This window comes from Enterobacter soli (genome assembly GCF_964208575.1).
Lineage (GTDB): Bacteria > Pseudomonadota > Gammaproteobacteria > Enterobacterales > Enterobacteriaceae > Enterobacter > Enterobacter soli_A.
Genome location: NZ_CAXOFU010000001.1, coordinates 25,683 through 40,175, shown reverse-complemented (window position 1 = coordinate 40,175; position 14,493 = coordinate 25,683). Strand labels below are relative to the sequence as shown.

Below are 14,493 nucleotides of genomic sequence, written 5' to 3'. Positions count from 1 at the left end.
TGTAATCAGCTATCTGTGAGGGCGTTCTGGTAGCGATGCAGCATAAACACCAGCCTGCCCACCGGCTCAGTGACCTGCGGCGGTGCTTCCCAGATGCGCAGCTTCTCCTGATAAACGTCCAGCTCTTCAAGCAGTTGCTTAAAGTAGCGGCGGCGTTTGTCATCGCTGCTGGCGGACAGGACGTGATCCGCCGTGCGCCGCAGCTGGCGGTGAAACGCGGAGAGATCGTCGTTGATCGGCACCGGCGCATTGCGTAAACGCTGATGGGCGATGATCATCGTCAGCGCCAGGCGGAACTTGGCCACGTCGCCGGGGAATTTATTCAGCAGTAAAAACAGCTGCTGGTACAGCGCAGGCAGATGGTTCTCTTTACGCCGCGCGGTGTTGGTGGTCATGGACGATACCGCAGCGGAGACAAACTGGTTCAGCAGCACCCGGCCCGTCCGCTCCCGGGAGTTATCGCGCACCAGCAGGATAACCATCATCGCCAGGAAACAGCCCACCAGCTGGCCCAGCGCGCTGTCGAGGAACTGGCTGAAGTGGAACGTCATCGGGTTATCCAGCACGATGATGTTGATCGTGCTCGCGAGCGCGCCGAGGGAGCCGATGCGCCGCTTCTGCACCTCGATACCAATAAAGAACGCCAGCACTGCAAGGCTGATACAGAGCAGCAGCATACTTTGCTGCGTCGAAGGGATGAGCACCAGGAAATAGAACGCGCCTATCGGCAGCGCGGCGATCGTCCCGTAGAGGAAGTCGATAGCCACCATGCGCGGGTTCGGCAGACGCATCGCCAGCGAAGTGACCACGGCAATCATTACCATTGCGCCGCTGCCGGACGTCCAGCCCGTCCACAGCCAGAACAGGGTGCCGAGAATACAGGCCAGCGTGGTGCGCCAGAAGTTAACCATCGCGTGATGGCGCTCGGCGGACTCAGGCTTAATGACCACTTCCCCCTGCAATACCTCTTCTTCCGCGGCGCTGATTTTGGTGTTGCCGATGACGCCGCGCTTGAGCAGTAGATAGCGGGTCGCGGCGCCCACCCAGGTGTAGATGGTTTCCGGCGTGTCGCGCTCGCCCGTCCAGGCGATGACCCGGCGCATGCGCTTAAGCTGTTTATGAACGTCCTGCACCGTTTCGACCGGCTCGTCGAACAGCTCGCGGAAGGTGTCGGTAACCACCTCCGGCCGGGTGTTCTGAATCAGGTAGGTTTCACACGCCTGGGTAATCAGGGTCAGCGACAGCGTGTTGATGGCCTTCAGGCGGCGGTTAGCGCGCGTCCAGCGCGACGACTCCATATTCAGGTTGCTGCGCATCCCTTCCAGCGCCGTGGTGCGGCGCACCAGCGCGCCCCAGGCGTTATCCACCTCTTCGCTGTCGCCGTGCTTGATGCACAGCTGCATCAGCTTAAACTGCGCGACAATCAGCGAGTCGAGCTCCAGATCCACTTCCTGCTTGATGGAGCGCGGGGAGAAAAGCAGATCCGCCACGATGGCGCAGACGATCCCGATGACGATCTCGCTGCAGCGCTCCACCGCAAACTGCGGCGCGAGCAGCGGATCGGTCTGAATCGTGATGATAATAATCAGCGCGGTATAGCCGGAAAGCCCCCAGGCGTAGGAGTTTTCAACCTTCACCAGCGAAGAGAGCCAGGTACAAAAACCGGCCCAGATACAGCACACCATCAGCATCAGCAGCGGAGTGCGGATCATCAGAATAATGATGGTGAGCGCCGCGATACAGCCGATAAACGTCCCGACAATACGCAGCATCCCGCGATAGCGAATCGCGCCTGAGTAGGGTTCCCCCCCCGCCGCAAACGCCGGGCCAGCGGCGACAATGGCCGCCGTCAGCACCGCCCAGCGGGGCGTTTCAAGCTGGAAGTGAAAGCCGACGAACAGCGCCAGCACAATGGCACAGGCCAGCTTCACGGCGAAGCGGATGTGCTGGCTGGCGATGGAGAAGATACCCATAGCGATTAACCAAACTCGCGCAGGCGATGTGCGATTTTACGGAACAGCGAGTCGTGGCTGGCGTCACGGTCTTTCTCACCGGTGATCACCACGGTAGCGGTGGTCCCGGCAGGCCACAGGTTGCCCTGCTGCTCATCGAGATGAATACGGACCGGCACGCGCTGCGCCAGACGTACCCACTCCAGGTTGGAATCCACGGTCGCCATGCCTTTGGCATCGCTGGTGCTGCTGGAGTTGGTGACGCCAGCGGCGACGCTATCGACGGTGCCTTTAAACACGCGGTTGCTGCCAAGCGGGGTGATTTCCGCCCGGTAGCCCGGACGCACGCCTTCCAGCTTGGTCTCTTCCATATAGGCCAGCACGTAGAATGAGTTCTGCTTCACCAGCGCAACGGCGGTGGAGCCGCGGGTAATAAATTCCCCGGCGTAGACGTTCAGGTTGGTCACCCAGCCGTCGGACGGCGCGCGGATCACGGTACGCTCCAGATCCAGTTTCGCCAGATCGCGCGTAGCCTGTGATTTTGCCAGCTGATGCAGCACGGTTTGCAGCACGTTGTTGGACTGGTCAATCTCTTCACGGGACATGGCCTGCACGCCAAGCTGGTTACGACGCCCTGCTTCGCGGCGCTTTTCAGCGGCCAGCGCCTGGTAGTACGCCACGTCGGCCTCGGCTTCTTCTAAGGCTTTTTGATAGCGAGGCTGATCGATGGTAAACAGCACCTGATCTTTTTTCACCAGCTGGTTATCGTGTACATTCACGGCAGTAATAAGACCGGCCACGTCGGGGGCAATGGCCACCACATCCGCGCTAAAGCGCGCGTCGCGGGTCCAGGGGGATTCGGTGTAATAAACCCAGGCGCGGAAAATAGCGATGAACGCGAGGATAACCAGCGCCATCGTAATGGCGGTGCGGGAGATTTTTCTTGTTAGCGTTTTCACATCGACCTCAGACAAACATGCGCGATATCAGGTAAAACAGACAGCAATACAGCGCGGTATTGAACAATGCAGGATGCCAGACGAAATCGTAGATCCCGGTCGGGATCAGCACCTTGCGCACCAGCCAAAAAATCGCCAGTGATAAAAGCAGCTCAAAGAATATCGGTGGGAACGATAAACCGAACACCACGATAACGGGAAACAGACTCATGTTGACCTTGATTAGAGAGAATGCAGGCGACAGAATTTTTACGCACACGCCACCGCAGGAGAGCAAGAAACGCCGGGCGAGAGTGGCATGGCCGTTATGTAATAAATAATATATTAACGTAACTGTTATGCTGTTATCTATAATATGTGATCTAAATCACTTTTAAGCCAGAGTGAACAATGGAACGTTTAAAACGCATGTCCGTCTTTGCCAAAGTGGTTGAACTCGGTTCGTTTACCGCCGCCGCGCGACAGCTCCAGATGAGTGTTTCCTCCATCAGCCAGACGGTGTCAAAACTGGAAGATGAACTCCAGGTCAAGCTCCTGAACCGCAGCACCCGCAGCATTGGGCTCACCGAAGCGGGCAAGATTTACTATCAGGGCTGCCGGCGGATGCTGCAGGAAGTGCAGGAAGTCCACGAACAGCTTTACGCGTTTAACAACACGCCCATCGGTACGCTGCGTATCGGCTGTTCTTCAACTATGGCACAAAATGTCCTCGCCGGTATGACGGCGGAAATGCTGAAAGAGTATCCCGGATTAACGGTCAATCTGGTGACGGGCATTCCCGCGCCGGACCTGATTGCCGACGGGCTCGATGTGGTGATCCGCGTGGGCGCATTGCAGGATTCGAGCCTCTTTTCCCGCCGCCTGGGAAGTATGCCGATGGTGGTTTGCGCCTCTAAAAGCTATCTGGCGCAGTATGGCGTACCGGAAAAACCGGCCGATCTGGCAAATCATTCATGGCTGGAATACAGCGTTCGCCCGGACAACGAATTTGAGCTGATTGCCCCGGAGGGCCTGTCGACCAAACTGCTGCCGGAAGGGCGATTCGTTACCAACGATCCGATGACCATTTCCCGCTGGCTGGTTGCCGGCGCCGGGATCGCCTACGTGCCACTGATGTGGGTGATCAACGAGATCAACAGCGGCGTGCTGGAGATCTTATTCCCGCGCTACCAGTCCGATCCGCGCCCGGTGTACGCCCTGTATACCGAAAAGGACAAACTGCCGCTGAAGGTGCAGGTCTGCATTAACTATCTGACCGATTATTTCGTCGAGGTGGCGGAGCTGTTTCAGGGGATGCGGGGAAGAAGCAAAGAGTAAAAGCAGAACCCTCTCCCCGCCGGGAGAGGGTGTTGAGAGGGGATTTACGCCGTACCGCCCACCGTCAGGCTATCTACTTTCAGCGTTGGCTGGCCGACGCCCACCGGCAGGCTCTGGCCCTCTTTGCCGCAGACGCCGACGCCGTTATCCAGCTTCAGATCGTTACCGACCATCGAAATCTGCTGCATCGCCTCAATGCCGGAGCCGATCAGGGTTGCGCCCTTCACCGCTTTGGTCACTTTGCCTTTCTCAATCAGATACGCTTCAGAGGTAGAGAAGACAAACTTGCCGGAGGTGATATCTACCTGGCCGCCGCCAAAGTTTGGCGCGAAGATCCCGTAATCGACCGATTCGATGATCTCCTGTGGGGTCGATTGGCCCGGCAGCATGTAGGTGTTGGTCATACGCGGCATCGGCAGGTGCGCGTAGGATTCGCGACGGCCGTTACCGGTTGGCGCAACGCCCATCAGACGCGCGTTGAGCTTGTCCTGCATATAGCCTTTCAGCACGCCGTTTTCGATCAGCACGTTGTACTGGCCCGGCGTACCTTCGTCGTCGATAGCCACGGAGCCGCGGCGGTCGAGCATGGTGCCATCATCCACCACGGTGCACAGCTCGGACGAAACCAGCTGGCCCATCTGGCCGCTGAACACCGAGGTACCGCGACGGTTAAAGTCGCCTTCCAGACCATGACCCACCGCTTCGTGCAGCAGCACGCCCGGCCAGCCCGCGCCCAGCACCACCGGGAAGGCTCCCGCAGGCGCCGCAACCGCGTTCAGGTTCACCAGCGCCATGCGCACCGCCTCTTTCGCCCACGCGTCCGCGCGGGCTTCGCCGTCAACGTCGCCCAGGAACCAGTCATAGCCGAAACGACCGCCGCCGCCGCTTGAGCCGCGCTCGCGCTTACCGTTGTCATCCACCTGCACGCTGATGGAGAGACGCACCAGCGGACGCACGTCGGCAGCCAGCGTACCGTCGGTCGCCGCCACCAGAATGAGTTCATACACGCCGCTCAGGCTGGCGGACACTTCCTGCACGCGCTTGTCCGCCGCGCGCGCCACTTTGTCGACGCGACGCAGGATATCCAGCTTCTCTTCGCGGCTCATGCTTTGCAGCGGATCGATGCTGGTGTACAGCGCAGTGTGCTGCACTTCGCCGAGCGTTTTCACCCGTCCATCGCCCGTGTCACGCACGATGGTGCGTGCGGCCTGCGCGCTTTGCTCCAGCGCCGCCAGGCTTATCTGATCGGCATAGGCAAAACCGGTTTTCTCACCGCTGACGGCACGCACGCCCACGCCCTGGTCGATGTTGTAGGAGCCATCCTTAATGATGCTGTCTTCTAAAACCCAGGATTCGTGATAGCTCGACTGAAAGTAGAGATCGCCGTAGTCGAGTCGGCGCTCGGTCAGTTGACCAAGAATGGAAAACAGGTCCTGATGGCTCAGGCCGTTCGCTGCCAGCAGATGTTCACTTACCAGGTTCAGACTCATCGTTTTGCTACTCGTTCGTTGCCGCATTGGGCGGTAAAAAAAGTGTTATCAATTGAGAGTGAGGCAATTACTCGCCTTCGTCAAATCATTGCTTCGCATCTTTGCGCGGCTGGCGCAGCACTTCGTTGATCTGCGGCTTATCGACCGGCCCCGTAATGCGGTAGCGCAGGATCGAGACTTTGCTCCACAGCGGCCCCAGCACTTTACTGGCGGCAAACACCGCCGCGCCGACAATCGGGTTGACCACGAAGGCCGCCGCCACGCCCACGGTGGCAGAAATTTCCGGGGCGACGACCGCTTCCATGTCCAGCTCGCGGCGCACCAGGTTCACCGAGCCTTTCATGGCGATATCCGCCTCAAGACCGTCCACCAGCGTGTCGTCGGTATGCAGCACGCCGTCTTTTATCCACGCCGTACTGCGAATGGAGTCGTAATAGAAGCCTTCGCTAAAGGTATCGCTGAAATCGAAGCGCAGCTTGCGCAGCAGGGCATCGAAGCTCAGCAGACGCAGGATCTGCCCGGCGTGGCCGGTGCTCACGTCGGCGATTTCACCTTTGCCTAAGTTCGCCTTCAGAATGCCGTTAAGCGTGGCTTCGTCCGGCTTCCACGGCGCCGAGCGCCAGTGCAGATCGTAATTCACGTCAAACGAGGAGCCGCGCAGCGGCGTGCTGACGCCAAAGAAGTTGGCGGCGGAATCCAGCTTGCTCCCTTTGATGTCACCTTTAATCGACGTGCGCTGCTGGCCCGGGTTATTCACCCATTCACCCGCCGCCGTCAGACGCCCGAAGCCGGTGTCCACCAGCCCGCCGGTCAGGCTCAGCGTATTGCCCTGAATCGCTAAGTCCGCGTCGATGCGGCCGTATTTCTGCCCCCACAGCCAGCATTCCGCGCAGCGCAGCTGCAGATCGGGCCAGCCGCTGAAATCCACGCGGGAAGTTTCGCTGAACGGCGATGCGCCTGACGCACCGTTTTTCGCCGTCGCCGTCGCCGGGTTGTAATAGAGGTAGCGGATCGCCGCCTGCCACGGTGCGTTGTCGCGCATGGTCAGGGTGGCGTTGATCTCCCTGCCCTGTGCGTCCACCTTCGAACCGTTCGCCGTCGGCTGCGAAACAATGCTCAGGTTATTCCACTGCTGTCCGCCCAGCGTCAGCGCCGGGGTGCGCACGGTGATGGTTTGCGGGAACTGCGCCGCGTCATCCACGTTTTGCCCGACGCCTTTCTGGAACAGCGCCAGCCATTCGGCGCCGTCCAGCGGCGGCAGGTTCAGCTCTATTCCGGTTCGTTCCGGCAGCGGCGGCGTGGTGCGGCTGTCCGTCGTCCAGATGGCCTTATCGAGCGTCAGCTTGTGGTTAAGCAGCCAGCGGCTGTTGAAGTGGTTGTTTCCGTTGGCGTTACCCGTCAGCGCAAAGCTGTTCAGATTACCATCCACGTTCAGCTTCACCGGCAGCGGCTGTCCGGCCTTTTTATCCAGCGGTGCCGGTAGGGTGCTGCTGAGGTTTTTCAGATCGCCCGTAATGTCGACGTTATAGCGCGGGCTGGCGTGGTAAGGGAGGTCAATCGCCACCTTGCCGTTCCAGGACACCGCGCCGCTGACCGATTCCGCAATTGGCTTAGGCAGCACGTCCATCCGCGCGGGCTGCCAGCTCGCGTCCATGTTGACCGCAACCTGATACGCTTTTTCCCCTTCGGTGGTGGAGAAATCGATATTGACCGGCTGATTAAACCAGTTCGCCTTCAGCGGCTCGCTTTTCAGGTTTCCGTTCACGAAGCTGAACTGCCCGGTGAGGTTTTTCAGCGTGCTGTTAAGCGGCTTGATGAACAGGCTATTGTTGTTGAGCCGCACGTCGCCTTTGGCGGTGGTCAGCGTCCCGTCCAGCGGGATATCAAGATGTAAGCGAGCATTCACATCGCCGTCTAACTGCAGCTGCTCCAGCGTGGCGGCCAGGGAATCCTTCAGCGGTGTCTCTTCGAAATAGGGGCCAACCGCCTTGCCCGGGCCGTTGATATCCGCGTCGATCAGCAGCTTCTCTTTCGAGTAGTCGGGAATGTTCGCCGTGAGGTTAGTGGCAGTCACGCCGCCTAATCCGACGCTTGCCGACTTCATCCACAGGCCGTCGTTGAGGAAGTTGAGTTCGATATCGAGGTTTTTAAGCGCAGGCCAGTCCGGCTGGAACGCAAAGGTCGCGTTGTGCAACGGCACCAGCACCTGGAACTGCCCTTCGTTGTGCTTGTACGGGAACAGTTTCGGATTACCGCCGTAAACCAGCGTGGCGTTATCGGCCTGTCCGCCCTGAATCGCCCCGCTCAGGTAATCCACCAGCTCCTTGCCCATCAGGTTTTCCGGGAAGTAGCGCCAGGCCTGGGAGCCATCGTCAGTGCTGATCCCCGCCAGAATGCCAAGCCAGGGCTCATCGCCTTCGGGCTGCATATAGCGGAAGTCGCCGCGGGCGTGAACCGCTTTGGCTTTCACGTCGATATGGCGACCGTCCAGCTGGAAGCCTTTGTCATTCTTGAGCCAGTTGAGCGTGGCGGTGCCTTTTTCAATCTCCAGCGGCGCGCGGAAGACCGTTTCGTAAGGCATTTTGGCGTCTGCCATCTCTGCCGTCAGCCTGCCGTTTTCAACGCTGCCCTCCAGCTTGCCGCTAAAGTGCTCGGCCCCGGGCAGCAGCTTCCACTGCTTCCAGGCGAGATCTTTCCAGCTCGCCTGGAAGCGGGTTTTTTCCGTCGCCTGGAGAGGAATATCCAGCGCCAGCTTTTCAACCTGTCCGCTCGGCTGGGTCGCCAGCCAGATATCGCCCAGCTCGGGAGAGAGCTTCGCCGCCATCGAGCGCAGCCCTTCCACGGCGGCGAGATCCAGATTGCTGGCGCGAATACGCAGCTCGTCGCTGCGCTTACTGTCTTTCCCGCCCACGTCCTGCTCGGGGATCCACGCCAGGGTCAGCGCGCCGCGCGGCCAGGGCTTGTTGTCCATGGTGATGCGGGTATCGGGAATGGCGAACTGCCAGCCGCTGTTCACTTTGGTGACGTGCGCGGTCAGTTTATCCACCGAGAGCTGGTGCTGGTTTTTTTCCCCTTTCCAGCTGGCGCCGCCCTGTTTAAGCCAGATATCGCCGCTGGCGAAATCGCCGTCCTTCAGGGTCATCCAGCCTTCCAGGCTAAAACGCGCCGTTTCCAGCTGCATGTTCTGCTGCACCCAGTCGCCCAGCCAGGGCTTCACGTCAACGTCATCCGCCTGCAGCCAGACCTTGCCGTTGTTCAGCAGGCCGTTGTCGTCGCGCAGATCCATACGCACCTGCATCACGCCGTGCTGGCCGTTCAGGCTGGAGAGATTGACCTGCCCTTCGGCCCGGTGGCGATCTTTGCCGTTAAGCCAGGTCAGCTGCGGGATCGCAAGTTCGGCGCGCTGGCCTGAGAGAGTAATAAAGCTGATTTCGCTGTCGCGCAGATCGAAGTGATCGAACTGGCGCAGAAAGAGATCGCTGAAACGGTTGGTCTCAAAGCCCTGACTGCTGTCACCACCGCGCAGCGGCGTATTGGTCAGAAACTGGAGCTGATAAAAGGTGAGATCGCGAAACTGCCAGCGCAGATGCAGCAGGCTTTGCCAGACGTCCAGCGCCAGGGTGACGCGTTTGATTTTCAGATGGCCGCCATCTTTCAGGCTGGCATTGATGTCCCGCACGTCCAGCGTCGGGCCGAAGTTTTGCCAGCTTGCGCTAATCTGGCTCACGTCCACCGGCACGCCGGTGGCGGATTCGATTTTAGCCAGTACCTGCGGACGCCAGCTGTCCAGATGCGGTAAAACGAGGCGCAGCCCGCTCACGAGCAGCGCGACAATCACGACAAGCGTTGCCCCTGTAAGCAGTAAAATCCCCGGCAATCGCCTCACGCATCTCTCCTTGTCAGCTTTGGTCTCGCAGCGAACTGCGTCTTACATCATGACGACGTCGAACTGCTCCTGGTTATAAAGCGGCTCGATTTGCACTTTAACCTGTTTGCCGACAAAGATTTCCACTTCCGCCAGCGCGTGCGACTCTTCACCCTTCAACGCCTCTGCTACCGAAGGGGAAGCATAGACCAGAAAACGATCCGAGTCGTAAGCGTGATGCACGCGAACGATTTCACGCATGATTTCATAGCAGACGGTTTCCACCGTCTTTACGGTGCCGCGTCCGTGACAGGTCGGGCACTCGTTGCACAGCACATGCTCCACGCTTTCACGGGTGCGCTTGCGGGTCATCTCCACCAGGCCGAGCTGGGAGAAGCCGTTGATGCTGGTTTTAACGCGATCTTTACTCAGCGCCTGCTCCAGGGAGTGCAGCACGCGGCGGCGATGGTCTTCATTGTTCATATCGATAAAGTCGATGATGATAATGCCGCCGAGATTGCGCAGACGAAGCTGGCGGGCGATAGCCTGCGTCGCTTCGATATTGGTATTAAAGATGGTGTCGTCCAGATTGCGATGGCCGACAAAGGCCCCGGTGTTGATATCCACCGTGGTCATGGCTTCGGTTTGATCGATAATCAGATAACCGCCGGATTTCAGCTCAACCTTGCGCTCCAGCGCGCGCTGGATTTCGTTTTCGACATCATAGAGATCGAAAATAGGCTGACGGCCAGAGTAGTGCTCCAGCAGGCCAGGCATTTCCGGGATGTACTCGGCGGTGAACTCCAGCAGCGCTTCGTAGGTCAGACGCGAGTCCACGCGAATGCGGTCGAGCTGCGCATCGGCGAAGTCGCGCAGAACGCGCTGAGCAAGGGCTAACTCACCGTACAGCTGGTAGCGGGTCTGGTTGCGTTTTTTACGCTCCATCACTTTGGTCCAGACGCGCTTCAGGTAGGCAGCATCGGACGCCAGGTCTTCTTCGCTGATCCCTTCTGCGGCGGTACGGATGATAAAACCGCCCTGCTCATCGCAGTAAGCGCTCACCACTTTTTTCAGGCGCTCGCGCTCGGTTTCGCTTTCAATACGCTGCGACACGCCAACGTGCGAGGCACCCGGCATAAAGACCAGATAGCGGGAAGGCAGAGTGATGTCGGTGGTCAGGCGCGCGCCTTTGGTGCCCAGCGGATCTTTCACCACCTGCACCATCAGATCCTGGCCCTGACGCACCAGCTCGGAGATATCGCGGACGGCGAACTGCTTTTGCTCTTCGCCCGCCACGCACTCGGTATGCGGCATAATGTCGGAAGCGTGCAGAAACGCCGCCTTATCCAGTCCAATATCTACAAAAGCCGCCTGCATACCCGGCAGCACACGACTGACACGACCTTTGTAGATATTGCCTACTATTCCGCGCCGCGCCTCACGCTCAATGTGAATTTCCTGAAGAATGCCACCATCAATGTAGGCCACACGGGTTTCCGAGGGCGTTACGTTTACCAACAATTCAGCCGTCATAATTATCCCTTCCCTCACGCAGTGAGTTAAAATTGCTCAGCAACTCATACGTTTCCACCAGCGGTAAGCCGACTACGGCGTGATAGCTGCCATTTATCTTCCTGACAAAACAGCCACCCAACCCTTGAATACCGTATGCACCTGCTTTATCCATCGGTTCACCGCTGGCAATGTAAGCGGCGATCTCGTCGTCGGTAAGCACTCTGAACGTGACGTCTGTCACCACCAGGCAATCCAGCACGTGCTGGCTGTCTGCCAGCGCAACGGCCGTCATCACCTGATGCGTTTGACCGGACATTTTGCGCAGCATTCGCGCCGCGTGTTCGGCATCGTGAGGTTTCTCAAGGACTTCACCGTTGAGAATGACGATGGTATCGGCTCCCAGCACCGGTAAATCGCGCGGCGTTTGCGCCACGCCCGCCTGCGCTTTTTCGCGCGCAAGACGTGAAACGTACTGCTGAGCGCTTTCGCCCTCAGCACGCATTTCTTCAATACCGGTCACGATACGTTCAAAAGACACCCCTAGCTGGGTCAGGAGTTCCTGACGGCGCGGGGAGCCGGAAGCAAGATACAAAGACGTCATAGGAACCTTTTATTGCACGGCAAACTGCTGGCGGATTTTACGCATCAGCAGGAACAGCCACGGCCAGAGCACACCGTTCACTACACTACTCCAGAACACTTCCGGTCGGAAAGAGACATTGATCACTAAAAACTCTGCCCAGAAAACAACGATATCCGCAGCAAGTGACAACAACATCACCACCAGCGCCTGTTGCCAGAGCGCGAGGTTTCGAAAGAGCTGGAATTTAAGTGCGACGAGGTACGCGATAATGCTCATGGATAAGGCGCGAACGCCAAGCGTAGAGCCACTAATGAGATCCAGTATGGCACCCATCACAAAACCTGTGCCAACATTTACGCGGTGCGGCAGGGCAAGGATCCAGTAGAGTAAAATGAGCAGCACCCAGTTTGGCCGGAAGACGAGAATGTCGTCCGGCCAGGGCATGATTTGCAGCAACAGCGCTACGAGAAACGAGAGCCAGATAACCCAGCGTCCCTGGCTACGGTAACTTGCCACTACTGCCCTCCTGACGAGAGCTTAGGCGGTGGCGGCGCATCCGGGAGCGGCTGCGTTAAGCCCGTAGCAGGCGCAGGTACGGGCGCAGGCGGCCCCATCGAATCGGCAGGCGGCAGCACCTGCGGCATCATCTGCATCAGACGTTCGTTCGCCACGCGATGCACTTCTTCCGGGGTCATAGGGTTACTGCCGTTACGATCGGCGCCCCACAGCAGCAGCAGGTAGCGCAGACGCTGTAAACCCGCGGTTGGACGAGCCTGAATCACGGTGTAAGCACGCTGCGTATCAAGCTTCACGGAAGAGACAACCGCAACCGGGTAGCCCTCCGGGAAACGCCCGCCAAGACCGGAAGTCACCAGCACGTCGCCCACGCGGATATCCGTGTTGGCAGGCAGATGTTCCAGCTGCAGATCGTCCGTACAGCCGTTACCGGCCGCAATCACGCGGATGTCGTTACGCAGTACCTGAATCGGCAGCGCATGGGTCGCATCACAGATCAGCAGCACGCGGCTGGTCAGTTTGGCAACCGCCACAACCTGGCCGACAACGCCTTTATCGCTGATCACAGGCTGGCCTTCGTAAACACCGTTTACGCTGCCTTTGTCGATCACCACCTGATCGCTGTAAGGATCGTTCACCGTCGAGATGACCTGAGTCACCATCTTCTGCTCATCCTGACGCAGCGGCGAGCCAAGCAGTTCACGCAGACGCGCGTTTTCCTGCTTGTATTGCCCAAGCATCAGCAGCTCGCTGTTTTTCAGCAGCAGTTCCTGACGTAACGCCCGGTTTTCAAGTTCGAGCTGGTCGCGCGAAGACAGCGTTTGAGAAACGGAGTCGAGTAGTTCACGGGGACCATTTGATACAAAGTAGAAAGGACTGACGGCGGTATCCATGTACGTTCTGATTTGGCTGAACGTACCGAGGCGGCTATCGGCAATAATGACACCAAGCGCTACCAGAACCGCCAGGATCAGGCGAAACTGTAGCGAGGGGCCACGGCTAAAAATTGGCTTCATAGGCTATGCGTATTCTCGCGTCAGAGAGAAAGGGTAGCGAATTGCTACCCTTTCACAGCCGACTACTCTTCGCTGAACAAGTCGCCGCCGTGCATGTCGATCATTTCCAGCGCCTTGCCGCCGCCACGGGCTACGCAAGTCAGTGGATCTTCTGCAACTACGACAGGAATTCCTGTCTCTTCCATTAACAGGCGGTCGAGGTTACGCAGCAGCGCACCACCACCGGTCAGAACCATACCGCGCTCGGAGATATCGGACGCCAGTTCTGGTGGGCACTGTTCCAGAGCAACCATTACCGCGCTCACGATACCGGTCAGCGGCTCTTGCAGCGCTTCCAGGATTTCGTTGGAGTTCAGGGTAAAGCCGCGCGGAACGCCTTCTGCCAGGTTACGACCACGAACTTCGATTTCACGAACTTCGTCACCCGGGTATGCAGAACCGATTTCGTGCTTGATACGCTCTGCGGTAGCTTCACCGATCAGAGAGCCGTAGTTACGGCGAACGTAATTAATGATGGCTTCGTCGAAGCGGTCACCACCGATACGCACGGAAGAGGAGTACACCACACCGTTCAGGGAGATAACGGCCACTTCGGTGGTACCACCACCGATATCCACGACCATAGAACCGGTCGCTTCTGATACAGGCAGACCCGCACCGATTGCCGCCGCCATTGGCTCTTCAATCAGGAATACTTCACGCGCACCGGCGCCCTGAGCGGATTCACGGATTGCACGACGTTCTACCTGCGTTGCACCCACCGGCACACACACCAGCACGCGCGGGCTTGGGCGCATGAAGCTATTGCTGTGAACCTGTTTGATGAAGTGCTGAAGCATTTTTTCAGTCACGAAGAAGTCAGCAATAACACCGTCTTTCATTGGGCGGATCGCGGCGATGTTGCCTGGGGTACGACCCAGCATCTGCTTCGCATCATGACCGACAGCGGCCACGCTTTTTGGCGAGCCGGCACGATCCTGACGAATGGCCACAACGGAAGGCTCATTCAATACGATGCCTTGTCCTTTTACATAAATAAGGGTATTCGCGGTACCCAGGTCAATGGACAGGTCATTGGAAAACATGCCACGAAATTTTTTCAACATACTAAGGGATAATCCTGAAAGCTGGGGCGGAAAACAAAATCCGCTTACTTTACCAACCACACGCAGCAGCGACAAGGCGCAAAAATCGTCTGCTACGGTGAAAATTAGTGCAGTACGTTTCCTTTGTTACAAATTCGTCCCCTGAGTCCCTCAGGGCTGAGTAAACAGTTGTGT

11 protein-coding genes are annotated in these 14,493 nt (G+C 58.4%); 1 reads left to right on the top strand and 10 read right to left on the bottom strand.

Annotated elements, in window-relative coordinates:
* Positions 1-5: 5 nt before the first annotated feature.
* The 3 genes from aaeB to aaeX are packed head-to-tail and all read right to left on the bottom strand — an operon-like array spanning position 6 to position 3,122.
* Positions 6-1,973: a p-hydroxybenzoic acid efflux pump subunit AaeB gene (aaeB, locus tag AB6V08_RS00170; protein ID WP_368540640.1), complete on the bottom strand. Its 1,968-nt coding sequence runs from the start codon at positions 1,971-1,973 to the stop codon at positions 6-8.
* 5 nt (positions 1,974-1,978) lie between these two features.
* A complete protein-coding gene (gene aaeA / locus AB6V08_RS00165; protein ID WP_368540639.1) occupies positions 1,979-2,911 on the bottom strand; it encodes a p-hydroxybenzoic acid efflux pump subunit AaeA in 933 nt (310 codons plus the stop codon).
* A 7-nt stretch (positions 2,912-2,918) separates the two neighbouring features.
* A complete protein-coding gene (aaeX, locus tag AB6V08_RS00160; RefSeq protein ID WP_033487763.1) occupies positions 2,919-3,122 on the bottom strand; it encodes a p-hydroxybenzoic acid efflux pump operon protein AaeX in 204 nt (67 codons plus the stop codon).
* A 179-nt stretch (positions 3,123-3,301) separates the two neighbouring features.
* Between aaeX and aaeR the strand changes: the two genes are divergently transcribed.
* Positions 3,302-4,228, top strand: coding sequence for an HTH-type transcriptional activator AaeR (gene aaeR, locus AB6V08_RS00155; protein ID WP_368540638.1), 927 nt, complete (start codon positions 3,302-3,304; stop codon positions 4,226-4,228).
* A 44-nt stretch (positions 4,229-4,272) separates the two neighbouring features.
* On the opposite strand, the gene tldD is transcribed toward aaeR, so the two are convergent.
* The 7 genes from tldD to mreB form a co-directional block, all read right to left on the bottom strand.
* Entirely contained in the window at positions 4,273-5,718 is a 1,446-nt protein-coding gene (gene tldD, locus AB6V08_RS00150) for a metalloprotease TldD (protein WP_368540637.1), read from the bottom strand.
* Positions 5,719-5,803: 85 nt separating this feature from the next.
* A complete protein-coding gene (yhdP, locus tag AB6V08_RS00145) occupies positions 5,804-9,604 on the bottom strand; it encodes an AsmA2 domain-containing protein YhdP (protein ID WP_368540636.1) in 3,801 nt (1,266 codons plus the stop codon).
* Between the two features lie 42 nt (positions 9,605-9,646).
* Complete coding sequence (gene rng, locus AB6V08_RS00140) at positions 9,647-11,116, bottom strand: ribonuclease G (RefSeq protein WP_368540634.1); 1,470 nt, start codon at positions 11,114-11,116, stop codon at positions 9,647-9,649.
* Entirely contained in the window at positions 11,106-11,699 is a 594-nt protein-coding gene (locus AB6V08_RS00135) for a nucleoside triphosphate pyrophosphatase (protein WP_368540632.1), read from the bottom strand. Before AB6V08_RS00135 ends, rng begins: the two co-directional genes overlap by 11 nt.
* A 9-nt stretch (positions 11,700-11,708) precedes the next feature.
* The gene (mreD, locus tag AB6V08_RS00130) at positions 11,709-12,197 is read right to left on the bottom strand and encodes a rod shape-determining protein MreD (protein ID WP_003860402.1); all 489 of its coding nucleotides are present in this window, start codon (positions 12,195-12,197) and stop codon (positions 11,709-11,711) included.
* Positions 12,197-13,213: a rod shape-determining protein MreC gene (gene mreC / locus AB6V08_RS00125; RefSeq protein WP_033146767.1), complete on the bottom strand. Its 1,017-nt coding sequence runs from the start codon at positions 13,211-13,213 to the stop codon at positions 12,197-12,199. Before mreC ends, mreD begins: the two co-directional genes overlap by 1 nt.
* A gap of 62 nt (positions 13,214-13,275) precedes the next feature.
* Positions 13,276-14,319, bottom strand: coding sequence for a rod shape-determining protein MreB (mreB, locus tag AB6V08_RS00120; RefSeq protein WP_000913396.1), 1,044 nt, complete (start codon positions 14,317-14,319; stop codon positions 13,276-13,278).
* Between the last annotated feature and the right edge of the window lie 174 nt (positions 14,320-14,493).